The following is a 22,064-nucleotide window of genomic DNA, read 5'->3' as shown; positions in this document are numbered from 1 at the left end:
GAGCGGTGAGCGAAGCGAGCGAGCCCGCGGTCGTCCAGCCGGGCATCTACGAGCACTTCAAGGGCGCCAGGTACGAGGCGCTCTTCGTCGCGCGGCACAGCGAGACCGAGGAGGAGTTCGTGGTCTACCGCCAGCTCTACGGCGACCATGCCCACTGGGTGCGGCCGCTCGCGATGTTCACCGAGATGGTGGTGCGTGACGGCCGCAGCGTGCCGCGCTTCGCGCCCGTCGAGGCCGACCCGGTGTGACGGAGTCGGGGGAGGGGCGTCAGAACAGGACGACGAGCGCGGTGATGGCGGATGCCGCGGCGAGCACCAGCGCGAGGGCGATCAGCACGACGTGCACGGTGTAGAACGTGGTGCGGCGGCCATCGGCATCGCGCGCCCGAGGGTCCGCGGCGATGCGCGGGTAGAACCGAGGCCACACGATGACGTTGAAGAGGGCGTTGGCGAGCAGCAGGACGACGGCGAGAACGAGCACCGTCCGATCGTAGACGCGTCGGCTGCGCCTGCTCGTGCGCGCACCACGCTGGGACTCAGTCCCAGGCGCCACCGGGCCCGATGAGCACCCGCCACACCCAGTCCGCGGCGGTCGCCGCTGGGGGTCGCTCCTCGCGGGCGAGCCACGCCTCGATGACGCCGAGGGCCGAGCCGGCGATGCCCGCCGCCACGACGTCGAGCGGCAGCCCCTCGAACGCCCGGGTGCCGGACCGCACGACGGCGTCGCCGACGATGAGCTCGATGCGACCGCGCAGGCGCGCAGTGACCACGGCCGAACCGGGAGAGCCGAACACCCGCTGGTAGAGTCCGGCGTTCGCCTCGATGTGCTCGAGGAACGAGAACAGCGCCTGCGGCGGCTCCAAGGGGGGCTCGACCAGCTCGGGCAGCGCCGCCCCGGTCGCCTCGGCCGTGGCGTCGAGCGCGTCGGCGAGCAGCGTCTCCTTGTCGGAGTAGTGCTGGTAGAAGGTGCTGCGGTTCACGCCCGCACGAGCCGCGATGTCCGCGATGGTGAGCTCGTCGAGCGAACGTTCGCGGGCGAGCTCGAACAGCGCCTCCTGCAGGGCACGGCGCGTGCGCTCGACTCGGACGTCCATACGAGGATTCTGCCAGCGGTCGGATGCTTCCTGTGGAGTTCATCCACATATGTCGGATATCCGACACATGTCGGTATTCTTGTCGTTGGCTCGATGGCGTGCCCCGAACCCATGCTCCCGAAAGGCACCCGGCAATGGCTGAACTCCTGTACCGTCTCGGTCGCTTCTCCGCGCGCCGACCCTGGACCGTGCTCGTCGCCTGGCTCGCCGCGCTCGCACTCGCCGTCGGCGGGTTCCTGGCCTTCGGCGGCACCGTCACCTCGAGCATGAGCATTCCCGGCACCGAGACCGAACGCGTCAACGCACAGCTCAACGACCGTCTCTCGGGTCTCGGCGGCGCCACCGGCACGGTCGTCTTCCAGACCGAGGACGGGTCGGCGTTCACCACCGAGCAGCAGGAGGAGATCAGCGCCCTCCTCACCGACGTCGGCGAGCTCGACGGCGTCTCGGACACGGTCGACCCGTTCGCCGCGGCATCCGACCGCGCCGACCAGGAGCAGCAGCTCGTCGACGGCCAGGCGCAGCTCGACACGGCCGCCCAGCAGCTCGACGACGGCCAGGCCCAGCTCGATGCGGCCAAGGCGCAACTCGACGCCGGCCAGGCGCAGCTCGACGCCGCGATCGCCCAGGCGCAGGCGGCCGGCGCCTACGACCAGGCGGCCGAGCAGTTGGCGGCGCAGCAGGCGCAGCTCGACGCCGGCGCCGAGCAGCTCGCCGCCCAGCAGACGCAGCTCGACGACGGTGCGGCCGAGCTCGCGACCCAGCAGTCGCAGCTCGACGACGCCACCCGCCTCATGACGGCCGCGGCCGAGATCCGCACCGTCTCGACCGACGAGAGCACCGCCATCGGCGTCGTGATGTTCGACGACGATCTCTTCTCGCTGTCGTCGGAGGTCAAGGCATCGGTCGCCGGCGAGCTCGACGCCGCGGGCATCGACGGCGTCACCGTGGACTACTCGTCGGCCATCGCCGCGTCGATCGACGGGCTCATCGGGCCGGGTGAGATCGTGGGCGTGATCGTCGCCATGCTCGTCCTCATCATCGTCTTCCGGGCGCTGCTGCCTGCGGTGCTGCCGCTCATCACGTCGCTCATCGGCGTGGGCGTGGGCGTCGCCGGCTCGCTCGCGTTCTCGGGGGTCGTCGAGATGACGTCGGTCACGCCGGTGCTCGGCGTGATGCTCGGCCTCGCCGTCGGCATCGACTACGCCCTCTTCATCATCAACCGGCACCGACGACAGGTGCTCTCGGGAATGGAGCTGCACGAGTCCATCGGTCTCGCGAACGGCACGTCGGGCAACGCCGTCGTGTTCGCCGGCTCGACCGTGCTCATCGCGCTGCTCGCGCTCAACGTCACCGGCATCCCGTTCCTCGGCGTCATGGGCACCGTCGGCGCCGTCTGCGTGCTCATCGCGGTGCTCGTCGCCGTGAGCCTGACCCCGGCACTCCTCGGCCTCCTCGGCCAGCGAGTGCTCTCGCGCCGCGCCCGGGGCGAGATCGGGCACGAGGTGCACGCCAGCCCCGAGCTGCGGCCGATGAAGACCTCGCGGGCGATCCTGCGCGCCGTGCTCTCGATCGTCGTGCTGCTCGTCATCGCCATCCCGGCCCTCTCGATGCGCCTCGGCCTGCCCGACGGCTCGTCCGAGGCCGAGGAGTCGACGCAGTACCGCGCCTACACGGCGGTCGCCGACGCGTTCGGTGCGGGCCAGAACGGGCCGCTCCTCGTGGTGGCCGAGCTGCCCGACGGCGTCGACGACGACGACGTGGTGGCGACGCAGGCCGACCTCGCCGACACCCTGATGGCGCAGAACGACGTCGTCGCCGTCGCCCCGGTCGGCGTCTCCGACGAGAACGACTACTTCGCCTTCCAGGTGGTGCCCGCCGACGGCCCGTCGAGCGAGTCGACCGAGCAGCTCGTGCACGACCTGCGCGACCTCTCACCGCTCGAGGGCGACATCACCCTCGGCGTCGCCGGCCAGGCCAGCGGCAACATCGACATCTCCGACAAGCTGGCCGGCGTGCTGCCGCTCTACCTCAGCGTCGTCGTGGGCCTCTCGCTGATCATCCTGATCCTCGTGTTCCGTTCGATCCTCGTGCCGCTCATCGCGACCGCCGGGTTCGTGCTGACCCTGTTCGCCGCCTTCGGCGCGGTCGTCGCCATCTTCCAGTGGGGCTGGCTCGGCGGGGTGTTCGGCGTGCACGATCCCGGGCCCGTGCTGAACTTCGCCCCGATCATCATCATGGGCGTGCTGTTCGGCCTCGCGATGGACTACCAGCTCTTCCTCGTGTCGGGCATGCGGGAGGCCTACGTGCACGGCGTGCCCGCTCGCACCGCGGTGGTCGCGGGCCTGCGCAACGGCCGGGCGGTGGTCACCGCGGCCGCGATCATCATGGCCGCGGTGTTCGGCGGGTTCGTGTTCTCGCACCTCACGATGGTGCGGCCGCTCGGCTTCGGCCTCGCGATCGGCGTGCTGATCGACGCCTTCATCGTGCGGATGCTCCTGATCCCGGCCGTGATGCACCTGCTCGGCGAATCGGCGTGGTGGCTGCCGAGGTGGCTCGACCGCATCCTGCCGAACGTCGACGTGGAGGGCGCGGCGCTCGAGCGGAGCCACCCCGTGCACGGCGCGGAGCCGTCGGACCGCTCGTCGCACGAGGCATCCGCCGCGCCCGGCGCCGACGAGCCCGTCGAGCCCGCCGGGACGCGCTGACCTGCACGTCGTCCGGGTTCGGTTGCCCGCCCGATGGTCGCCATGCAGAATGCTCACATGAGCCAGAAGCCCGATGAGGACCGCGCCATCGACGAGGTCGTCTCCCGACTCTCGGAGAGGTTCCCGACGGTCAGCCCCGAGCACATCGAGGCCGTCGTCGACGAGGAGCTGCACAAGTTCGACGGCGGGCGGGTGCGCGACTTCGTGCCCGTGCTCGTCGAGCGCGCCGCGAAGAAGCGGCTGAAGGCGGAGGGGGCGGCGGTCGACGTGCCGACGGATGCCGCCGCGGCATCCGTGAGCGCGACCGAACCCGTCGATGAGCCGCTCGAGCTCGACCCGATGGAGCTCGAGCGTCGCTCGCGCGAGTCGGGCCTGCTGCTCGGCGACCTCGGCGGCGGTCCGAACTGACGAGGCGCCGCGGGGCTGCTCAGTCCGCTGCGGGATCCAACCGGAACGTCGTCGGGATCACCTGGTCGCCGACGACGGTGTTCACGATGCGGGCACCGTAGCGGTCGTACTTCGCGTGGTAGGCGCCGTCGATGGCCCCGTGCACGTCGGGTGCGGCATCCGCGAAGGCGACGTCGCGCTCGACCCCGCCCGCCCTGATGCGACCGCGCCGGCTCGCCTTCGCGCGGCGGAACCAGCCGTTGTCGGGTCCGTACGCCGAGCGCACGTACAGGTCGTCGCCCGAGCGCACCACCCAGATGGTCACGAACGGGCGCAGCGATCCGTCGGCCCGATAGGACGCGACCTGCAGTTCGTCGGCCGCGCCCACACGGGCGAGTTCGTCATCGGTCCAGCTCATCGTTCCATGCAACACCATGGCCGTCGGCGGTGGGAGGCCCTTGCGGGACGTGTACCGCCAGTGCCTTCCTCGGCCCCCGCCGCAGGCGTACGTTCGATGACGTGTGCGGGCGACCGGGCCCGGCACGGAAGGAATCCGATGCAGTTCCAACCCAAGCAGCCCACCACGAAGGGGCCCGCAGAGCTCTTCACCGGCGACGTGCACTTCGATGTCATCGCCCGCGGCGAGGAGCCGTCGCGGCTGCGCGTCAACCTCGTGCGATTCGCGCCCGGCGCCCGCACGGCCTGGCACCGCCACTCCCTCGGGCAGACGCTGCAGGTCATCGACGGGATCGGCCTCGTGCAGGCGCGCGGCGGCGTGGTGCGGGTGATGCGACCCGGCGACACCGTGCACACGCCGCCCGGCGAATGGCACTGGCACGGGGCATCCGCCGACTCGTTCATGTGCCACCTCGCCATGTGGGAGGACGACGACGCGACCTGGGGCGAGCACGTCACCGGCGAGGAGTACGGCGCCGTGGCGATCGACCGGCGCGACTGACCATGCGCGACGTCGTGTACGCGGAGCGTGACGGATTCCGGCCGCTCGCGCTCGACCTGCACCTGCCCGCGGGGCCGTCGGGGTCGGATGCCTCGGCGGCGCGCCCGCCCGCTGACACGGCCCTGCCCGTCGTGCTCTTCCTGCACGGCGGCGGTTGGCAGGTCGGAAGCCGCCGCGAGTTCGGGCCCGACATCGCCGACGCATTCGAGCGGATCGTCGAGGCCGGGTTCGCCGTGGCATCCGTCGACTACCGGCTGAGCGCCGAGGCGGTCTTCCCGGCCCAGGTCGACGACGTGCTCGCGGCCATCGGCTGGCTGCGAGCGAACGGACCGGGCCTCGGGCTCGACGCCTCGCGACTGGTGCTCTGGGGCGAGTCGGCGGGTGCGACGCTCGCCATGCTCGTCGGCCTGCGAGCGGATGCCGCGGCGCGCGCCGTCATCGACTGGTACGGGCCGACCGACTTCATCGAGCACGCCCGCGCCCTCGGTCGCGAGCACGACCCCGGCTGCAGCGAGGCGAAGTGGTTCGGCGCCACCGTCGGGTCGGACCCCGCCACCGCCGCGGCCGCGAGCCCCGCGCGACGGGCGCACGGGGATGCGCCGCCGTTCCTCATCGTGAACGGCACCGCCGACACGTCGGTGCCCGCGTCGCAGGCGGTGCTGCTCGCCGACGCGCTCGCCGCGGCCGGCGCCGAGGCGACGCTCGTGCTCGTCGAGGGCGCCGGTCACCGCTGGGAGGGCGACGTCGATCGCGACGCGCTGCTCGACGACGCCATCGCCTTCGCGCGTCGGGCGGTCGCGTGAGCCGATGCGTGTGAGCGGCGCGATCAGCCGGCGGCGTCGAGCGGTTCGATGAGGGCCGGGTCACCGGGATCGACCGTGCGCGAGTTGTTCACGCGGCGGTCGACCTCGTAGTTCGAGATCGTGGCGGCGACCTTCTCGGACTCGGCCGTGAGCAGCGCCACCATCTCCTGCTTGCCCTCGTCGTCGAGCTTGACAGGGGCGAGGTACTCGTCCCAGACCTCCCGCTCGAGGAACACCGGCATGCGGTCGTGGATCTCGCCCGAGGCATCCCGAGCCTCGCGCGTGATGATCGACGTCGACACCTCCCACTCGTCGCCCACCTTGCGCGCCGTGTAGATGCCGGCGGCGGCGAGCAGCGGCTGCTCACCGTGCAGGAACCATGCCTGCTTGCTGCCGGGCTCGCCCGTCCACTCGTAGTAGCCGCGCATCGGCACGAGGCAGCGCGACGACGCGAACGCGCCCTTCCACAGGCCGTTGGTGGCGACGGTCTCGATGCGCGTGTTGAACTGCGGACGCTTCGAGTCCTTCATGAACGACGGATGGAAGTTCCACACCGCGGCGTCCACCGACCGAGCGACCTCACCCGTGTCGTTGTTCTTGCGCTCGCGCACGATGGGCACGACCTGGGTGGGCGCGATGGAGTACTGGGGCACCCAGTCGCGGAAGTCGCCGCCCTCGGCGACGAACTCCTGGATCATCTCGTCGACCTTGGCGTCGTTCGCGAATCGTCCGCACATACCGCCAGTCTGCACCCGTCCGCCGACACCGCGCACGGGGGTTTCGCCCCGCACGTTCGGGGTTTCCCGTCATCGCGCGCGCGGTGACGCGGCATCCGTGCACGGCGACTCGCGGCTTCCGTCGACGGGGTGGAGGCCGACCCATTGCGCTCCCGGTCGCCTCCCGACAGTCTTGTCCGGAACCCCCGCACACCCCCTCGGAAGGACCCCGTGTTCGACTTCGCCCTCACCCCCGTCATCGGGATCATCGCCCTCGTCATCGTCGCCGTCGTCATCCTGTGGATCTGGGCGAAGGTGCTCTACCGCAACGTGTCACCCGATGAGGCGATCGTCGTCACCGGCAAGCGCTCGAAGCGCAAGGTCGTCGACGGCATCGACACCGAGGAATCCGGCCAGCGCGTCGTGCACGGGCAGGGCGTCTGGATCATGCCGTTCTTCCAGAAGGCGCACAAGATCTCGCTGCGCTCGCGGGCGATCGAGATCCGCGCCGAGGCGCAGACGAACAACGGCATCACCGTGCATGTCGACGCCGTCGCGATCGTCAAGGTCGGCGACAGCGCGTCCGCCATCCGTGCAGCGGCCCAGCGGTTCCTGGGGCAGGACAAGAACATCGACATCTTCGCCCAGGAGGTGCTGTCGGGCTCGCTCCGCGCGTCGATCGGTGCGACGGATGTCACCACGATCATCAACCGGCGCGACGAGCTCTCGGCGTCCGTGCTCGGCGTCGCCCGCGAGTCGCTCGCCAACCAGGGCCTCGACGTCGACTCGTTCGAGATCAAGGGCATCTCCGACAACAACGGCTACATCGACGACCTCGGCCGCGCCGAGCAGGCCAAGGTGCGCAAGCAGGCCGAGATCGCCGAGGCCGAGGCGCAGCGCGAGGCCCGCGAGGCCGTGATCGCCGCCGAGCAGACCGTCGCCGAGCGCGAGGCCGGCCTGGCCCAGCGCAAGGCCGCGCTCCAGCGCGAGACCGACAAGGCCACCGCCGAGGCCGCAGCGGCCCGACCGCTCGCCGAGGCACTGTCGCAGCAGGAGGTCGTGGCGCAGCAGGAGATCACCGCCCAGAAGCGCGCCGCGCTGCGCGCCGCCGAGCTCGACTCCGAGGTCAAGGCCGTCGCCGACGCCCAGGCCTACAAGGTCAAGGTGGAGGCCGAGGCCGCCGCCGAGGCGGTGCGCATCGCCGCCGAGGCCGACCGGGTCGCCCGCACCGCCTCGGCGGAGGCGCTGAGGGCCGAGGGCCTTGCCGAGGCCGACGCCATCCAGGCCCGTGGTGCGGCCGAGGCCGCCGCGACCAAGGCCGCCGCAGAGGCCGTCGCCCAGCAGTCCGAGGCGCTGCTGCAGATGCGGGTCATCGACGCGCTGCCCCTCATCGCCCGCGAACTCGCCGCCCCCATGTCGAACATCGACCAGCTCACCGTCGTCTCGACCGACGGCGCCTCGCAGCTCGCGAAGAACGCGGTCTCGGGCCTCACCGAGGTCGACGCGATGCTGAGCTCGACGATGGGCGTCGGGCTGCGGGAGCTCATCGGCGGGCTGGTCGGCGGCACCGCGGCCGGCGCGGCGGCCGGAAGCGCCATCGCCCGGAACGGCGACGCGCACGGCGCGGTCGGCGCCGCGGCCGAGCGCCGCGACGCGGTCGCAGTCGCAGAGCGCGAGGCGAGCGCGCCGGCCCTGGTGGAGTAGCCGGGCGCTCCGCCCAGGCACCCATTTCCGGCGAGGAGATGCCGAACCCGCGCCCTCGAGCGGGAATCCGCGGGTTCGGCATCCACTCGTCGCCGTCGGTCCGGTCAGCCCTGCGCGATCCGCAGCACCTCGGCGTTCGGCAGGCCCGCGAGGAACGCGCCCGTCACGAGCAGCTTCGAGCCACGGACGCCGCTGCCGACGATGAGCCGCTCATGGCCGGCGACTGACTCGTCGACGAGGATCGGCCAGTCGGCGGGAAGCCCCACGGGCGTGATCCCGCCGTACTCCATGCCGCTCAGCGCGACCGCGTCGTCCATCGGCGCGAACGACAGCTTGCGCGCGTCGAGGTGGCGACGCACGACCCCGTTGACGTCGGCCCGATCGGAGCCGCGCACGAGGCACGCGGCGTACCAGGTGCGCTCGCCGCGGCGGGCTTGCACGATCACGCAGTTCGCGCCGTCCTCCATCGAGATCTCGTAGTGGGCGCAGAAGGCGGCGGTGTCGGCGAGGCCGGGGTCGATCGCGACGACCAGCACCTCACCGGCGGGTGGGGCCGGGCTCGCGGCATCCGATGCGCCCGCGGCATCCGCTCGCTGCAGGGCCGCGGCCGTCGGCGGCGCGAGCAGCCCGGGGGAGTCGAGGGCCGGCGTGAAGTCCAGCGTTCCGAAGCGCATGACGAGCAGCGTACGACGGATGCCGCGCCGCCGCCCCGGACCCGGACGCGGCCCCGCGAAACGCAGGAGAATCCGCTCCATGAGCGCCCTGGGCGGGCCATCGACCGGATTCTCCTGCATTCCGGCACGCGCGGCCGCGTCGAGCACCGAAGCCGGCCGCACCCAGCACGGCGAGCGAAGCCACGGCGTGGCACGACGAAGGGCGCCGGCCGGCATCGCGGTCGGCGCCCTCGTCGCTTCAGTCGGGCGAGCGGATCAGGCCGCCGACCAGCCGCCGTCGGATGCCAGCACGACGCCGTTGATGTTCACGCCGTCGTCGCTCAGGAGGAAGGTGATCGACGCGGCGAGGGCCTCCGCCTCGGCGGCATCCGGGAGGATCGTCATCGCGAGCTGCACGCGCTCCGCGCCGAGCGGCGACGCGAACTTCGCCTCGATGTTCGTGATGGTCGGGCCCGGAGCGACGGCGTTCACGCGGAGGCCGCTGGGTCCGTACATGAACGCGGTCGACTTCGTGAGGCCGACGACGGCGTGCTTCGACGCGGTGTAGGCCACACCCGCGGCCGAACCGCGCAGTGCTGCCTCGGAGGCCGTGTTCACGATCGAGCCCGAGCCCTGGGCGACCATGAGCGGCGCGACCGCGCGCATGAGCTTCATGGTGCCGTCGACGTTGACCGCGAACACGCGCTGCCACACGGCGTCGGTGAGCTCGCCGATGGGCGTCATGTCGTCCATGATCCCGGCGATGTTCGCGAGGCCGTCGATGCGCTCACCGGCTGCGCCGACGATCTCGGCGATCTTCGCGTCGTCGGTGATGTCGGCGACCAGGGTCACGATGTCGGCGCCGTCGTGCTCGGCGGCGAACTCGTCGAGACGCTCCTGCGACACATCGACGGCCACGACCCGGCCGCCTTCGCGGGCGATGCGGGATGCGGTCGCGCGGCCGATGCCCGATCCGGCGCCGGTCACGATCACGGTCTTGCCGGAGAAGCGGCCCTGGTCGAGTCGCTCGACCCACTCGGGGCGCTCCACGACGGGGGCGGATGCCTCGGCGGCGGCGCTCGGGGCATCCGCGACGCCGCTCGAGCCGGCCGGCACCTCGCCCGCCGCGGCGCGAGCGACCAGGTCGTCGACCATCTGCTGGCTGAACTGGCCCTTGCTGAGCTTGATGAGGCGCTTGATCGCGAGTCGACTCACGGGCTTCAGCACGTCGGCGTCCTGGCCGGACTGCGCCAGCAGCTCTCGGAGGATGGGGCCGCCGACGGGGTGGGCGAGCCAGGTCTTGATGGAGTCGTCGCCGGTGAGGGTGTCAGGGGTGCTCATGGGGTGTTCCTTACTCTGCTTCGGGTATACCGGACATCCTTGTCCGGTAGGTAAGGTAGCACCCGTGCCTGAACGTGAGACGGGAACTTCGCGGCCGACGAAGGCGAACCGCGGACCGGCTGCCGGGCCCGAGAACCGGCGGGCGCTCATCGCCGCGGCCCGCGAGGTCTTCGCCGTCGACGGGCTGCAGGCGCCGTTCAGCGCCGTCGCCAAGCGGGCGGGCGTCGGACAGGGCAGCCTCTACCGGCACTTCCCCGACAAGCTCTCCCTCGCGATCGCGGTGTTCGACGAGAACCTCGACGCGCTCGAGGCATCCGTCGCACCGCCCGAGGCCACGCTCGATGACCTGCTCGACACGATCATCGAGCAGGCCGTGGCCTCGACCGCCCTCATCGACCTGATCTGGAGCAACCGGCACGACCGCCAGGTGGCGCACCTCGGGGACCGGCTGGCAGCGGTCGCCGAGACCGTGCTCGTGCGGGAACGGGCGGCCGGGCGCATCGGCGACCACGTCGAGACCGAGGACGTGCTGCTCGCCGTCACCATGCTGACCGACGTGGTGGCGCGCACCGACGCCGAGGATCGGCGCGCCGTCTCGCGCCGCGCGTGGGCGATCTTCCACGCCGCGTTCGCGCCGCACTGAGTGGTCGTCTGCTGGGGCCGATCGTCGGCCGGGTCCGCCCTTGTACGGGCTCGCCATCCGCGCGAGACTCGGAGCATGGACGAGGAGCGCACGCCGACCCGGGAGCTGTCCGAGGACGAATGCTGGCAGCGGCTGCGCGATGCTCCGTACGGGCGCATCGCCGCCGCGGCTGCGGGCGAGGTGGACATCTTCCCCGTCAACCACGTCGTGGACGGCTCGACGATCGTCTTCCGCACCTCGCCCGGCACGAAACTGCTCGAGCTGACGATCCATCACGGTGTGGCCTTCGAGATCGACGGCTTCACCGAGACCGACGCGTTCAGCGTGGTCGTCAAGGGCTCCGCCGAGGAGTTCGATCGCCAGAGCGAGGTCGAGGCTGCGGAGCGGCTCGGTGCCACGCCCTGGGCGCCCGAGGAGAAGGACCGGTGGGTGCGGATCACGCCCACCGCGGTGCACGGCCGCACATTCCGGCGCCCCTGACCGCGAGAGCAGGCCGAGGGCGCCCTAGCGCGAGCCGGCCTCGCGGGAGCCGGGTTCGTCGACCGGACCCGGCCGTGTCTCGGCGTCGTTCGCGATGTCGATGCGGGTGACGCCCTCGTGCTCGCTCACCTCGACCTGCGCGGGCAGGTCCTCGGGGCTCACGACCTCGCCGATCCGGTCCTCGGAGGCGTCACCCATCCGACGACTCGCCCGCCGGATCGGGAGCCCCACCCGAGGCGGTGTCCTCGGCGACGGTCTCGCCGCCATCCTCGAACTCCTCGGGCAGGCGGGCGCCGTCGCCGCGATCCTTGGTCGCGCGAGCCGGCGGCGGCGTCTGCTCGTCATCCTGCTCGGACGGGGTGATCTCAGCGTCGGTCATCACAGCTCCTCATCGGTCGTGCGGTGGTCGGACTGCTTCCAGCAGGAAACACCGGCGGGCCCGCCCGCGGGAAGCGCCTTGACAAACGGATGCCGCGCCATCCGCTGCCCGGAATCACGTGGCAGCAGGCTCCGAGTCCGACTCCGAGGCGGGCTCGGACTCGGACTCGCCCTCGGTCACCGGGACGCGCACGGTCAGGCCGCCGGCGTCGATCCACGTGCGGAACGCCTCGGCGCGTCCGAAGGTGTCGCCGTCGAGCTCGACCTCCTCGGGATGACTGAGCACGACGTCGAGCCGGCGCCCACGGACGTATCGCACCGCGTCGACGTCGCGCGAGGCGAGCTTGCGGCCCCACTTCGTGCGGCGAAGGACGCCGTTCTCCCAGATCACCTTCACGAAGATCTGCACCCAGCCCCACGCGCTCTCGGGACGGAGGAACACCGCCTCGAAGCGCCCGTCGTCGATCGCCGCCTGGGGGAGCAGCAGGATGTTGGCCGGCAGCGACCCGCAGTTGCCGATGATCAGGGTGTGCGCCGACACGGCGCGCGCGCCGTGGCCGTCGAGGCGGTAGCGCATGCGCATGTGGTTCTTGTCGCGCAGGGCCTTGCGCATGGCATCGACGTAGGCGAGCCAGCCGACCTTCGCCTTCAGCTCCTCGTCGGTGTTCGAGAGCATCTTCGCGTCGAGCCCGAACCCGGCCATCACCAGATAGGCGGCCCGCTCGACGGTGCCGCCCTCGCGGCGGATGGAGGCCCACGCGAGATCGATCTGCCGGTCGACGCCGTCGTAGGCGACGCGGATGGAGTTCTCGAGGTCGTCGAGCGTCAGCTCCAGGTTTCGGGCGAGCAGGTTGCCGGTGCCCGACGGCAGCAGGGCAAGCGACGTCGAGGTGCCGCCGAGTTCCTGGGCGACCGATCGGATGGTGCCGTCGCCGCCGGCCGCGATCACCATGTCGGCGCCGGCCTCGAGTGCCTGCTTCGCCTGGCCGGTGCCGGGGTCCTCCTCGGTGGTCTCGAACCAAAGGGTCTCCGCCCAGTCGGCGGCGGCCGGCTCGGCGGCGATGGCCGCCCGCAGTTCGTCGATGTCGACCTTCACCGGGTTGTAGATGACGGCGGCGAGGCGCTGCTTCGAGGGGCTGGAATCGGACGCGGAGGCGGGCTCGGACGTGCTGGGGGCCGTGGGCATGCAGCGAGCCTAGGGTCGATGGGCCGCCTTCGCAGCCCCTTGACGACCCGGCGGCGGCGTGCAGCGCGCCGCCGCCGGGTCGCCGAAACCGCCGGTCAGGCGGTCAGGCGCTCACGCGGCCGGTCGCGGTCAGGAGCCCTTCGCCGCCGCCGCATCGGCCGGTTCCGCGCCGCCCCTCGACGAGGATGCGGCATCCGCGGGGATCGGACCGAACAGGGCCTGGACGTCGGCGAGCTCCATCTCGGCCGTCGCCTGCACGAGGGCGAGCAGTTCGGGGTCGAGCCCCGGTGAGAACTCCTCGTAGCGCTCGGGTGCGATGGTCGAGGGGAATCCGCCGGGCGCCTGCTCCTGCGCCTGCAGGTTCGTGCCGTCGCCGGAGGGTGACAGGCCCTGGAAGATCCGGCCCGCCTCCGACTGCCCCATGAGGTCGAAGGTGTACTGCTTGCTCTGCAGCCCTTCGTCGAGCAGCTTCTTGACCTCGGGGAACTTCGAGGCATCCGTCTTGGGGATCGGCAGCAGCGCCCTCCAGTTCACCCCCAGCGTCTCGAGCGCCTTGGCATAGGCGTTCTCGTGGGCCTGGTCGCGCACGATGAGGTAGGCGATGGTCGCGCGCGCCGTGGCGTTCGCGGTCATCTCGTAGATGCGGCACTTCTGCAGCCGACCGGTCGACTCCAGCATCAGGTTGTAGAGCAGGTCGAGCGGCAGGTTGCCCGAGTTGTAGACGTAGCTGCCGCTCCACGGGTTGCCCGCCGCATCCACGGGGAGCGCCCCCTGCGCGCCGACCAGGTAGTGGTGGATGTTGCCCTCGTCGAGCGCGATGCTCAGCGGCGTCGCACCCTTCGCGCCTGGCTCGTCGAGGGGATCCGTCTGCTTGCCCTGGTAGCGCGGCGAGCCGTCGAGCAGCCGGGAGATGGTCGTGCCGATGAGCTCGACGTGGCTGATCTCCTCAGTGCCGATGCCCTGCAGCAGGTCGCGGTAGGGCTTGCCCGCCGGGCCACGGAAGTTCATGGCCTGGAAGAGGTACTGCATCATGGTGCGCATCTCGCCGAACTGGCCGCCCAGGCCCTCCTGCAGGGCGTTGGCCGCGGCGGGGTCGGGCTCGTCTGGGACGATCTCGTTGATCAGGCGCTGGACGTGGAAGAACATTTCGGACGTACCCCCTGTGTTCATTCGCAACGACCACGCGCGTCGGATCAGGCTACGTGGCGGCATCCGTCCTGGGAGCGGGCTTGACTCGGGCACCGAACGTCCGGATCATCCTGCGCTCAGACCGATCATGCCGCTCTCAGCGGAGCCCGGCGATCCGGCGTCGTTCCGACAGCTCGGCCGAGCCGACGATGACCGCGAGCACCACGACCGCGCAGAGGATGACCGCCCCTGCCGGCAGCAGTGCGGCCGCGACGCCGAGCGCTGCGGTGAGCACCAGGGCGGGCACGGCCCAGCGCAGCACGGCAGCGATCGGCCGGCCGAACCGCACCGAGATGATGGCGTTGGTGAGGTAGAACACCGCGATGCCGCCGCAGAGCGCGAGGCCCGACGCGAGCGGGAGCGGCTCGCCGGGATCGTGGATCGCGTTGCCGAGTGCTCCCGACACGGCGGTCACCCCGACCACCACGAGGAACGGCAGGAACCCCACGGTGTCGCGGATGGCCGGGTAATCGCCGGCCGCACGCAGCGCCTCGAGCCCGTCGCGCATCGCCTCGGTGCCGTACATGAAGAAGGACCAGGCGAGCAGGGCGATGGCGGCGAGGCCGAGCGCCGCCGTCAGGCCGGCCTCGATCGTCCAGGCCTCGTCGAGCGCGGCCACGATGGAGAGCACCGACTCGCCGAGCACGATCACGACGAGCAGTCCGAAGCGCTCGGCGAGGTGCTCCACGTTGAGGTTGGCGATCACCCGGTCGGCCCAGCTCGCACTGCTCGTCACGAGCAGCACCACCTCGATGACGATGGCCGCGCCCCACAGCAGGAAGTTCCACGGCTGCGGGACCCAGATCGACGCGAGCCAGATCGCCGCGGTCACGCCGTTGTAGGCCAGCACCCGGATCCGCGACGCCGTGCCTCCGGTCGCCCAGGACTGCGAGATCCACAGCGCGAGCAGCACGATGCGCAGCGCGGCGTTGCCAGCGGCGAACAGCCAGGCGCGCTCGGTGGTGGCCTCGGGGGCCGCGACCGCGATCGCGCCGAGCGCGAACATGGCGGCGAGCATCACGAACGCGAGCTGGCGCCGGGTGAGCCACGGCATGATGTTCACCGCGAACGTCAGGTTCACCCACGACCACCACACCGAGGCGAACAGCGCGACGAAGAGCAGGAGGTTCGCGACCGTCGGCTCCTCGTGGAGCCCGTGCGCGAGCTGGCCGACGAGCGCCACGAAGATGAGGTCGAAGAAGAGCTCCATCCAGTGCGCCCGTGAGGGGTCGCGATCGACGGCCGGGCGCCGGTCGGGTGCACGGCCCGCTGCCCGTGGGTTCGCCCTGTCGCCGGCCACGTCGCGAGAGTACTCCTGGGCGACGCCCGCGATCCAGCGATGGGTGACGGATGCCGCGTTCGGCCCTCCATCGCTGGGTGACGGATGCCGCGGGCCGGCGTTCAGCCCGTCGCGGCCAGCGCCCGGGGCAGCTCCTCGCAGAGCTCCCGGGCGAGGAACCCCACCTGCCCGACCCGTTCGGCGAGGCGATCGCCGGCGAGGGCGTGCAGGTGCGTCGCCCACACCGCCGCGCGCGCGGCATCCGCCCCTCGAGCCAGAAGGCCCGCGATCGCGCCGGCGAGCACGTCGCCGCTGCCCGAGGTGCCGAGGCCGGGACCGCCTCCCTCGACCCGCCAGGCGCCGCCAGGGCCCGCGACCTCGCCGTAGCAGGTGACCGCAGCGCGGTACCGGTCGGCGACGCGCGCCACGACCGCGGCGAGCCGGCCGGGGTCGCCCTCCAGGGCCCCGTCCACGTCGGCGTCGCCCTGCGCGGGCTCGCCGTCGCCGTCGCCGAGCAGCAGGGCGGCCTCCTCCGCGTTGGGGCTCAGCACGGCCCGCGCGGGCAGCGCCACGTCGAGCCCGGGCAGCACCCCGAGGGCGAAGGCGTCGAGCGCGAGCGCGGTCGGCATCACGTCGGCGGAGCACACCGCTTCGACGAGTCGTCTGGTGAGGTCGAGGTCGTCGAGCCCTGGGCCGACGAGCACGGCGTCGGCGCCGGCCAGCTCAGACCGCACCTCGTCGCCGAGCGGGTCGCCCGCGGCATCCGCCCCGCCCCCGGGAAGGCTCAGCACGCCCGCCTCGGGCACCGCGATCGCCACGGGCAGGGCGATCGATGCCGGCGTGACCAGAGTGAGCCTTCCGGCACCGACGCGCAAGGCGGCGACGCCCGCGAGCAGTACCCCGCCCGGGGAGTGCGCCGAGCCGCCCACGACGACCACGCGCCCGCGGGCGTCCTTCGATCCGCCCGGTGCGGGCAGCGGCCACGACCGGAGCATCCACTGGTCGACCCGGACCGGCTCAGCGGGGCGTGACATCGTCCGCTCCCGGGTGGGCGGTGACGGGGGCGCCCTCGACGCGCAGGTGCCCGACGTCGCCGAACTCGACGAGGCGCCACCGGCCGTCGACGCGCTCCAGGTGCGTGACCGACGCGTTGCCGACGACCTTCGCGCGGGCGAACTCGAGCAGCTCGGTCTCGCTCAGGCCGAGCAGCACGTAGAGCGAGACCATGACGATCGCGTCGTGGGCCATGACGAAGGCGCGCTCGCCGGCGGCCGCCTCGAAGTCGCCGAAGAAGGAGCGCAGCCGCAGCGCGATGTCGGCCCATGACTCGCCGCCCGGCGGCCGGTGGTAGAACTTGCCCAGGTGCCGTCGGCGGGCGACCTCGCCCGGGAACCGCGCCGCGACGCCGGTGTGGGTGAGCAGGTCGAGCACCCCGAGCTCACGGTCGCGGAGGCGTTCGTCGGCGAGGACCACCCGCTCGCCACGCTCTTCGCCGAGTTCTTCACCCAGCGCGATGGCCAGCGTGCGTCGCGCGCGGGCGTACGGCGAGCTCCAGAGGGAGTCGAACCCGGCGACGCGCGGCTGCAGCCAATCGCCGAGGGCACGCGCCTGTTCGACGCCAGTCGGCGAGAGGTCCACGTCGGCATCGCGCACGTCGAGGGGGATCACCTCGAGTCGTTCGACCTCCGCCCGGGTCGCCGCGACGTTGCCGACGCTCTCGGCGTGCCTCGCCAGCCACAGTTCGCGCATGCGCACAGCCAACCACCGCCCGGTGCCTCGCGGGAACACGTTGACAGGCGGCGCGGCGGCGACTACCGGAGGGCGACGACCCGCGGGGGATGCCGCTGTCAGGAGCGTGGTGCACACTGGACCCGTGATCGCGGAGCACGAGCTGACCTGGAGCCCGCGGCATCCGACCGACCTGCTCCAGACCATCTCCGCACTGCGCCGCGGGCCGGCCGACCCGACCTACCAGCGCGACGCGAGCGGCGGGGTCTGGCGCACGACCCGCACCGCCGACGGGGTCGCGACGCTGCGCTACACGCAGCCGGCCCCCGACACGTTGCGCTGCGAAGGCTGGGGCCCGGGCGCCGCATCCGGGGTCGCGGCGGCACCCGACCTGCTCGGCGACCGCGATGACCCCACGGGGTTCGTGCCCGGCATCCGCCTGCTCGACGACGCCCACCGTCGCAATCCCGGCCTGCGCATCCCGCGCACGGGCGCCGTGTTCGAGGCGCTCGCGCCGGCCATCCTCGAGCAGAAGGTGATCACGCTGCAGGCGCACGACTCGTGGCGCCGGCTCGTGTGGCGGTTCGGCGACGAGGCGCCCGGTCCGACGCCCCGTACGATGCGGGTCGCGCCATCCCCCGAGCGATGGATGTCCATACCCACCTGGGAGTGGCACAAGGCCGGCGTCGATCCGCGCCGGGCCCGCACCATCGCGAACGCCGCCCGCTACGCGGCGCGCCTCGAGCAGGCCGTCGGGATGAGCCCGGCGGATGCCGCGGCGCGCCTCACCCTCATGCCGGGCGTCGGCGCGTGGACCGCCGCCGAGGTGGCGCAACGAGCCCTCGGCGACGCCGACGCGCTCTCGGTGGGCGACTACCACCTGTCGAACTACCTCGGCCACGCACTGTGGGGCCGCGACATGGACGACGACGAGATGCTCGTGGCCATGGCGCCGTGGGCCGGGCACCGGTACCGGGTGGTGCGGCTGCTCGGCGCGGAGGGCGTTCGAGGCCGTCCGCGCCGAGGCCCGCGCATGTCGTTCGTCGACCACCGCGCGATCTGAGCGCGTCGACGCGGGGTCGGCTCGCGGCATCCGCCCGATGCATCGGCTACGGCGTCAGCGCGCCGCTCGGTCGAGCCCCCACTCGGTGAGCGGCTGCAGCAGCTCGATGAGCCGCAGGCCGTCGGTGCTCGGGGTGTAGCTGATCGTCACGGGTGTGGTCGCGCGCACGTGCCGCTCGACGAGGCCCTCGGCCTCGAGCTCGCGCAGGCGGGTGGCGAGCAGGCGGTCGGAGATGCCGGTGACCGTGGACCGGTACTCGGAGAACCGCCGGGCACCCCGCACGCCGGCGAGCAGGATGGCCGCGTTCCACTTGCGGCCGGCGAACTCGACGGTCGACTGGAACCGGCGGCACGCGGCCTCGTCGATGTGCCCGAGCTCCTCGAGCCGCTCGGTGCGTGCCAGCCGCTCAGTGCCGTCGGGCGACTCGATCCGCTCGTCCAGGGTTGTGCGCATGAGACCTCCATCACTCACTCGAAGTAAGCGACTTACCCGCCCCGTGCATTCCCGATCTGGCTGGGCCAGCATGGAGGCATCCGCCCGCACCGAAGGATCGGAGCACGATGCACTACGGCCACGAGCTGCAGTTCGGCACCTTCATCACCCCGACGAACGACCCGCCGCAGGCGGCCGTGCGCCTCGCCCAGCTCGCCGAGGCATCCGGCTACGACCTCGTCACGTTCCAGGACCACCCCTACCAGCCGCGATTCCACGACACGTCGACCCTGCTCACGTGGGTCGCGGCGCGCACCGAGCGCGTGCATGTGGCGGCGAACGTCACCAACGTGCCGCTCCGGCCACCGGCCGTGCTGGCCCGGGCGGCCGCGAGCCTCGACCTGCTCAGCGGCGGCCGCTTCGAGCTGGGGCTCGGCGCCGGCGGCTTCTGGGACGCGATCGACGCCATGGGCGGCCGCAGGCTCACGCCCGGTCAGGCCGTGGACGCGCTCTCGGAGGCCATCGACATCATCCGCGGCATCTGGGACCAGGGCGAGCGCGCCCGGTTCGAGGTCGACGGCAGGTACCACCGTGTCGACGGCGCCAAGCGCGGGCCGGCGCCGGCGCACAACATCCCCATCTGGATCGGCGCCCTGAAGCCGCGGATGCTGCGCCTCATCGGTCGCAAGGGCGACGGGTGGCTGCCGTCACTGGCCTACCTGCAACCCGGCGACCTCGCGCGCGGCAACGCGACGATCGACGAGGCGGCGCTCGCCGCCGGGCGCGACCCCCGCGAGATCCGCCGGCTCGTGAACATCGGCGGGCGGTTCTCGGCGGGCGCGGCGGCAGGCGCGGCGGCGAGCGCGGGCGGCGGCGGATTCCTCGACGGGCCTGCCGCGCAGTGGGTCGAGCAGCTGCTTCCGCTGGTCGTCGACGACGGCATCGGAACGTTCATCCTCGCGAGCGACGACCCCGCCACCATGCAGCATTTCGCCGAGGAGGTCGCGCCCGCGCTGCGCGAGGCGGTCGCGCGCGAGCTGCGGTCAGCGGATGCCGCGACCGTCGCCGAAGCCACCTGGATCGGTCGCAGCACGGCCGTGCGCGCGAAGCGCCGCCCCGGCATCGACTACGACGCGCTGCCGGCCTTGCTCGCCGCCCACGCCGTCGAGCCGGGCGACGCGGGGTATGCGCGCGTCAAGTCCACCTACATGCGCGGCGGGGCGCCCGGCCTCGTGCTCCGGCCGGGCGACTCCTCCGAGGTCGCCGAGGCCGTGGCCTTCGCGAGCGCCAATCCCGACGTGCCGCTCGGCGTGCGCAGTGGCGGCCACGGCATCAGCGGACGCTCCACGAACGACGGCGGCATCGTGATCGACCTCGGCCGCCTCGATGCCATGGAGGTGCTCGACGAGGCCGCACGGCTCGTGCGCATCGGCGCGGGCGCACGTTGGAAGGACGTCGCGGCGTTCCTCGCCCCGCACGGCTGGGCGCTGAGCTCGGGCGACTACGGGGGCGTCGGGGTCGGCGGACTCGCCACGGCGGGCGGCATCGGCTGGCTCGTGCGCGAGCACGGCCTCACGATCGATCACGTGCGGGCCGTCGAAGTCGTGCTGGCCGACGGTTCGGTGGTGCGGGCGGATGCCACGCGGCATCCGGAGCTGTTCTGGGCCGTTCGCGGCGCCGGCGCCAACATGGGCATCGTGACGGCCTTCGACTTCGAGGTCGACGAGGTCGGCGACGTCGGCTTCGCGCAGCTCGCGTTCGACGCGAGCGACACGGCCGGGTTCCTGCAGGCGTGGGGCGACTGGGTCGTCGACGCGCCGCGCGACCTCACGAGCTTCCTGATCCTCGGCGGCGCGCGGCCGGGGGAGCCGCGGGTCGCCCAGGTGATGGCGGTGATCGACTCGGACGACCCCGACACGGTGCTCGCCCGGCTGCAGCCGCTCGCCGAGGCGGCGCCGCTCGTCGGGCAAGACGTTCGCATCACGAGCTACCGGGCGGTCATCTCGAACGCGTCCGACGAGGCGCACGCCGCCGAGGGCGAGCCGACTGCGCGCACCGGCCTCATCGGCCGCATCACGCCCGAGTTCGCCCGCGATGCCGCCCGGTTCCTCGACCGCGGCGCGACGTACTTCTTCCAGCTGCGCGCGGTCGGCGGCGCGGTGCACGACGTGGCGGCGGATGCCACGGCCTTCGCCCACCGATCGTCGGAGTTCTCCGTGGTCGCGTTCGGGTCGGGCCGGCAGGGGACCTCCGCGCAGTGGGACGAGCTCATCGGCCCGCACCTCGACGGCGCCTACGTGAGCTTCGAGACCGAGCAGGGCGATGCGGCGGTCGAGGCGGCCTACCCGCCGGCGACGCTCGCGCGGCTGCGGGGGATAAAGGCGCAGGTCGATCCCGGGAACCTGTTCCGCGACAACGCGAACGTGCGGCCGTAGGCGCGCTACGCGCCGAGCAGCGTGTCGAGCACCGGGTGCAGGTGCCGGGTCGCGAGCACGGTTGCCGCGTGCTGCGAGCCCGCGCGCAGCGCATCCGGCAGCGGCGATCCCGCGAGCGTCGCGTCGAGCACGCCTGACATGAAGGCGTCGCCCGCGCCGTTCGTGTCGACCACCTCGACCGGGACCGCGGCGACCGCGTGCCGTGTCATCCGCTCGTCGACCGCGACCGCCCCCTCGGCGCCGAGCGTGCACACGACGAGCTTCGCGCCGCCCTCGATGCACTGCTGCATGAACGGGAACGGGTCGTCGCCGATGCGGTCGGCATTCATGAAGATCGCGTCGGCGGCCTCGATGAACGGGCGGTGGAAGTCCGCCTCGCCGTCGTAGTCGTGGATGTCGGTCCAGATCGGGCGCCCGGTCGCGCGGGCCGCGTCGATGAGCTCGAGGGAGACCGGGGCGAGGTCGAGCACGATCGCCGCGGCATCCGACATCGCGGCGATCGCCTCGGGCGACGGCTCGTCGTCCTGCGGCTGCGGTGTCGCGAGGTAGAGCGACACCCGGGCGCCCGCCGGCGTCATGAGGTTGAGGTGGCGCTCGGTCGTGCCGCCGTCGCCCTCGACGAGCTCCACGCCCGCCTCGGTGAGCAGCCGTCGAACGCGCTCGCCCTCGACGTCGCCGCCGAGCAGCGTGTGCAGCACCGTGCGCCGGCCGAGCCCGACGAATCCGAGCGCCTTGCCCGCCGACGTCGCGCCGAGCGTCTCGTACTCGTCGAGCGCGAACTGCATGTGCGGCACCGGCTCGGGCAGGCGGTCGAGCATGACGATGCGGTTCCACGAGGCTGGCCCGGCGATGAAGACGTGATCGGTCATCCGCTCATTCTGGCGGATGC

The 22,064-nt window shown here is 72.3% G+C and carries 25 protein-coding genes; 10 read left to right on the top strand and 15 right to left on the bottom strand.

Features of this window, described 5'->3' with window-relative positions; all coding sequences use genetic code 11:
- Positions 1–5 precede the first annotated feature (5 nt).
- A complete protein-coding gene (locus J2X63_RS07410) occupies positions 6–248 on the top strand; it encodes a DUF1653 domain-containing protein (RefSeq protein ID WP_309975646.1) in 243 nt (80 codons plus the stop codon).
- Positions 249–267: 19 nt separating this feature from the next.
- Here J2X63_RS07410 and J2X63_RS07405 read toward each other — a convergent pair whose 3' ends face one another.
- Both J2X63_RS07405 and J2X63_RS07400 read right to left on the bottom strand, forming a co-directional pair.
- Positions 268–480, bottom strand: coding sequence for an SCO4848 family membrane protein (locus tag J2X63_RS07405; protein WP_309975645.1), 213 nt, complete (start codon positions 478–480; stop codon positions 268–270).
- Between the two features lie 55 nt (positions 481–535).
- Positions 536–1,093 carry a TetR/AcrR family transcriptional regulator gene (locus tag J2X63_RS07400; RefSeq protein ID WP_309975643.1) on the bottom strand — a complete coding sequence of 186 codons (558 nt, stop codon included), beginning with the start codon at positions 1,091–1,093 and terminating at the stop codon, positions 536–538.
- A gap of 134 nt (positions 1,094–1,227) precedes the next feature.
- Here J2X63_RS07400 and J2X63_RS07395 point away from each other — a divergent pair, with 134 nt between their 5' ends.
- Positions 1,228–3,801 carry an MMPL family transporter gene (locus tag J2X63_RS07395; protein ID WP_309975642.1) on the top strand — a complete coding sequence of 858 codons (2,574 nt, stop codon included), beginning with the start codon at positions 1,228–1,230 and terminating at the stop codon, positions 3,799–3,801.
- 57 nt (positions 3,802–3,858) lie between these two features.
- Complete coding sequence (locus tag J2X63_RS07390; protein ID WP_309975640.1) at positions 3,859–4,209, top strand: three-helix bundle dimerization domain-containing protein; 351 nt, start codon at positions 3,859–3,861, stop codon at positions 4,207–4,209.
- A 19-nt stretch (positions 4,210–4,228) separates the two neighbouring features.
- On the opposite strand, the gene J2X63_RS07385 is transcribed toward J2X63_RS07390, so the two are convergent.
- Entirely contained in the window at positions 4,229–4,606 is a 378-nt protein-coding gene (locus J2X63_RS07385; protein ID WP_309975638.1) for a DUF2255 family protein, read from the bottom strand.
- Between the two features lie 138 nt (positions 4,607–4,744).
- Here J2X63_RS07385 and J2X63_RS07380 point away from each other — a divergent pair, with 138 nt between their 5' ends.
- Both J2X63_RS07380 and J2X63_RS07375 read left to right on the top strand, forming a co-directional pair.
- Complete coding sequence (locus tag J2X63_RS07380; protein WP_309975636.1) at positions 4,745–5,146, top strand: cupin domain-containing protein; 402 nt, start codon at positions 4,745–4,747, stop codon at positions 5,144–5,146.
- Positions 5,147–5,148: 2 nt separating this feature from the next.
- Positions 5,149–5,949 carry an alpha/beta hydrolase gene (locus tag J2X63_RS07375; protein WP_309975634.1) on the top strand — a complete coding sequence of 267 codons (801 nt, stop codon included), beginning with the start codon at positions 5,149–5,151 and terminating at the stop codon, positions 5,947–5,949.
- A 23-nt stretch (positions 5,950–5,972) separates the two neighbouring features.
- Here the strand turns inward: J2X63_RS07375 and J2X63_RS07370 are convergent, their stop codons facing one another.
- On the bottom strand, positions 5,973–6,686 hold the full coding sequence (locus J2X63_RS07370) for an SOS response-associated peptidase (protein ID WP_309975631.1): 714 nt from the start codon (positions 6,684–6,686) through the stop codon (positions 5,973–5,975).
- A 210-nt stretch (positions 6,687–6,896) separates the two neighbouring features.
- Here J2X63_RS07370 and J2X63_RS07365 point away from each other — a divergent pair, with 210 nt between their 5' ends.
- On the top strand, positions 6,897–8,369 hold the full coding sequence (locus J2X63_RS07365) for an SPFH domain-containing protein (RefSeq protein WP_309975629.1): 1,473 nt from the start codon (positions 6,897–6,899) through the stop codon (positions 8,367–8,369).
- A gap of 104 nt (positions 8,370–8,473) precedes the next feature.
- Here the strand turns inward: J2X63_RS07365 and J2X63_RS07360 are convergent, their stop codons facing one another.
- Positions 8,474–9,043 carry a YbaK/EbsC family protein gene (locus tag J2X63_RS07360; protein ID WP_309975627.1) on the bottom strand — a complete coding sequence of 190 codons (570 nt, stop codon included), beginning with the start codon at positions 9,041–9,043 and terminating at the stop codon, positions 8,474–8,476.
- Positions 9,044–9,298: 255 nt separating this feature from the next.
- Positions 9,299–10,363, bottom strand: coding sequence for an SDR family NAD(P)-dependent oxidoreductase (locus J2X63_RS07355; RefSeq protein ID WP_309975625.1), 1,065 nt, complete (start codon positions 10,361–10,363; stop codon positions 9,299–9,301).
- Positions 10,364–10,427: 64 nt separating this feature from the next.
- Here J2X63_RS07355 and J2X63_RS07350 point away from each other — a divergent pair, with 64 nt between their 5' ends.
- Both J2X63_RS07350 and J2X63_RS07345 read left to right on the top strand, forming a co-directional pair.
- Positions 10,428–11,006, top strand: a complete 579-nt coding sequence (locus J2X63_RS07350; RefSeq protein ID WP_309975623.1) for a helix-turn-helix domain-containing protein — start codon at positions 10,428–10,430, stop codon at positions 11,004–11,006.
- A 75-nt stretch (positions 11,007–11,081) separates the two neighbouring features.
- On the top strand, positions 11,082–11,486 hold the full coding sequence (locus J2X63_RS07345; protein WP_309975621.1) for a pyridoxamine 5'-phosphate oxidase family protein: 405 nt from the start codon (positions 11,082–11,084) through the stop codon (positions 11,484–11,486).
- A 24-nt stretch (positions 11,487–11,510) separates the two neighbouring features.
- Here the strand turns inward: J2X63_RS07345 and J2X63_RS07340 are convergent, their stop codons facing one another.
- The 7 genes from J2X63_RS07340 to J2X63_RS07310 form a co-directional block, all read right to left on the bottom strand.
- Positions 11,511–11,684: a hypothetical protein gene (locus tag J2X63_RS07340; RefSeq protein WP_309975619.1), complete on the bottom strand. Its 174-nt coding sequence runs from the start codon at positions 11,682–11,684 to the stop codon at positions 11,511–11,513.
- Positions 11,677–11,865: a hypothetical protein gene (locus tag J2X63_RS07335; RefSeq protein WP_309975617.1), complete on the bottom strand. Its 189-nt coding sequence runs from the start codon at positions 11,863–11,865 to the stop codon at positions 11,677–11,679. The genes J2X63_RS07340 and J2X63_RS07335 overlap by 8 nt, the downstream gene beginning before the upstream one ends.
- A 114-nt stretch (positions 11,866–11,979) precedes the next feature.
- A complete protein-coding gene (locus tag J2X63_RS07330) occupies positions 11,980–13,050 on the bottom strand; it encodes a diacylglycerol kinase family protein (protein WP_309975614.1) in 1,071 nt (356 codons plus the stop codon).
- Positions 13,051–13,179: 129 nt separating this feature from the next.
- Entirely contained in the window at positions 13,180–14,196 is a 1,017-nt protein-coding gene (locus J2X63_RS07325; RefSeq protein WP_309975612.1) for a manganese catalase family protein, read from the bottom strand.
- Between the two features lie 139 nt (positions 14,197–14,335).
- A complete protein-coding gene (locus J2X63_RS07320) occupies positions 14,336–15,538 on the bottom strand; it encodes a low temperature requirement protein A (RefSeq protein WP_309975610.1) in 1,203 nt (400 codons plus the stop codon).
- Positions 15,539–15,639: 101 nt separating this feature from the next.
- The gene (locus J2X63_RS07315) at positions 15,640–16,551 is read right to left on the bottom strand and encodes an NAD(P)H-hydrate dehydratase (protein ID WP_309975608.1); all 912 of its coding nucleotides are present in this window, start codon (positions 16,549–16,551) and stop codon (positions 15,640–15,642) included.
- Positions 16,535–17,266 (bottom strand): histidine phosphatase family protein, encoded by a 732-nt coding sequence (locus tag J2X63_RS07310; protein ID WP_309975606.1) that lies wholly within the window; start codon positions 17,264–17,266, stop codon positions 16,535–16,537. The genes J2X63_RS07315 and J2X63_RS07310 overlap by 17 nt, the downstream gene beginning before the upstream one ends.
- 124 nt (positions 17,267–17,390) lie before the next feature.
- On the opposite strand from J2X63_RS07310, the gene J2X63_RS07305 reads away from it, so the two are divergent.
- Positions 17,391–18,308, top strand: a complete 918-nt coding sequence (locus J2X63_RS07305) for a DNA-3-methyladenine glycosylase 2 family protein (RefSeq protein ID WP_309975604.1) — start codon at positions 17,391–17,393, stop codon at positions 18,306–18,308.
- Positions 18,309–18,362: 54 nt separating this feature from the next.
- On the opposite strand, the gene J2X63_RS07300 is transcribed toward J2X63_RS07305, so the two are convergent.
- Positions 18,363–18,761 carry a helix-turn-helix domain-containing protein gene (locus tag J2X63_RS07300; protein WP_309975602.1) on the bottom strand — a complete coding sequence of 133 codons (399 nt, stop codon included), beginning with the start codon at positions 18,759–18,761 and terminating at the stop codon, positions 18,363–18,365.
- Positions 18,762–18,868: 107 nt separating this feature from the next.
- Between J2X63_RS07300 and J2X63_RS07295 the strand changes: the two genes are divergently transcribed.
- The gene (locus J2X63_RS07295; RefSeq protein ID WP_309975600.1) at positions 18,869–21,175 is read left to right on the top strand and encodes an LLM class flavin-dependent oxidoreductase; all 2,307 of its coding nucleotides are present in this window, start codon (positions 18,869–18,871) and stop codon (positions 21,173–21,175) included.
- 5 nt (positions 21,176–21,180) lie between these two features.
- Here the strand turns inward: J2X63_RS07295 and J2X63_RS07290 are convergent, their stop codons facing one another.
- Complete coding sequence (locus J2X63_RS07290; RefSeq protein WP_309975599.1) at positions 21,181–22,044, bottom strand: carbohydrate kinase family protein; 864 nt, start codon at positions 22,042–22,044, stop codon at positions 21,181–21,183.
- Between the last annotated feature and the right edge of the window lie 20 nt (positions 22,045–22,064).

It is taken from the genome of Agromyces sp. 3263 (assembly GCF_031456545.1).
Taxonomy (GTDB): domain Bacteria; phylum Actinomycetota; class Actinomycetes; order Actinomycetales; family Microbacteriaceae; genus Agromyces.
The sequence above is the reverse complement of the archived record's forward strand: the minus strand, read 5'-3'. Positions and strand labels throughout refer to the sequence as shown.

What these genes read in the sequence shown, in the direction of transcription:
- J2X63_RS07295 (WP_309975600.1), top strand. Translation starts at nt 18,869, where the DNA reads ATGCACTACGGCCACGAGCTGCAGTTCGGCACCTTCATCACCCCGACG.
- J2X63_RS07315 (WP_309975608.1), bottom strand. Translation starts at nt 16,551, where the DNA reads ATGTCACGCCCCGCTGAGCCGGTCCGGGTCGACCAGTGGATGCTCCGG.
- J2X63_RS07325 (WP_309975612.1), bottom strand. Translation starts at nt 14,196, where the DNA reads ATGTTCTTCCACGTCCAGCGCCTGATCAACGAGATCGTCCCAGACGAG.
- J2X63_RS07300 (WP_309975602.1), bottom strand. Translation starts at nt 18,761, where the DNA reads ATGCGCACAACCCTGGACGAGCGGATCGAGTCGCCCGACGGCACTGAG.
- J2X63_RS07345 (WP_309975621.1), top strand. Translation starts at nt 11,082, where the DNA reads ATGGACGAGGAGCGCACGCCGACCCGGGAGCTGTCCGAGGACGAATGC.
- J2X63_RS07355 (WP_309975625.1), bottom strand. Translation starts at nt 10,363, where the DNA reads ATGAGCACCCCTGACACCCTCACCGGCGACGACTCCATCAAGACCTGG.
- J2X63_RS07360 (WP_309975627.1), bottom strand. Translation starts at nt 9,043, where the DNA reads ATGCGCTTCGGAACGCTGGACTTCACGCCGGCCCTCGACTCCCCCGGG.
- J2X63_RS07395 (WP_309975642.1), top strand. Translation starts at nt 1,228, where the DNA reads ATGGCTGAACTCCTGTACCGTCTCGGTCGCTTCTCCGCGCGCCGACCC.
- J2X63_RS07400 (WP_309975643.1), bottom strand. Translation starts at nt 1,093, where the DNA reads ATGGACGTCCGAGTCGAGCGCACGCGCCGTGCCCTGCAGGAGGCGCTG.
- J2X63_RS07335 (WP_309975617.1), bottom strand. Translation starts at nt 11,865, where the DNA reads ATGACCGACGCTGAGATCACCCCGTCCGAGCAGGATGACGAGCAGACG.
- J2X63_RS07290 (WP_309975599.1), bottom strand. Translation starts at nt 22,044, where the DNA reads ATGACCGATCACGTCTTCATCGCCGGGCCAGCCTCGTGGAACCGCATC.
- J2X63_RS07385 (WP_309975638.1), bottom strand. Translation starts at nt 4,606, where the DNA reads ATGAGCTGGACCGATGACGAACTCGCCCGTGTGGGCGCGGCCGACGAA.
- J2X63_RS07370 (WP_309975631.1), bottom strand. Translation starts at nt 6,686, where the DNA reads ATGTGCGGACGATTCGCGAACGACGCCAAGGTCGACGAGATGATCCAG.
- J2X63_RS07340 (WP_309975619.1), bottom strand. Translation starts at nt 11,684, where the DNA reads ATGGGTGACGCCTCCGAGGACCGGATCGGCGAGGTCGTGAGCCCCGAG.
- J2X63_RS07330 (WP_309975614.1), bottom strand. Translation starts at nt 13,050, where the DNA reads ATGCCCACGGCCCCCAGCACGTCCGAGCCCGCCTCCGCGTCCGATTCC.
- J2X63_RS07310 (WP_309975606.1), bottom strand. Translation starts at nt 17,266, where the DNA reads ATGCGCGAACTGTGGCTGGCGAGGCACGCCGAGAGCGTCGGCAACGTC.
- J2X63_RS07390 (WP_309975640.1), top strand. Translation starts at nt 3,859, where the DNA reads ATGAGCCAGAAGCCCGATGAGGACCGCGCCATCGACGAGGTCGTCTCC.
- J2X63_RS07375 (WP_309975634.1), top strand. Translation starts at nt 5,149, where the DNA reads ATGCGCGACGTCGTGTACGCGGAGCGTGACGGATTCCGGCCGCTCGCG.
- J2X63_RS07380 (WP_309975636.1), top strand. Translation starts at nt 4,745, where the DNA reads ATGCAGTTCCAACCCAAGCAGCCCACCACGAAGGGGCCCGCAGAGCTC.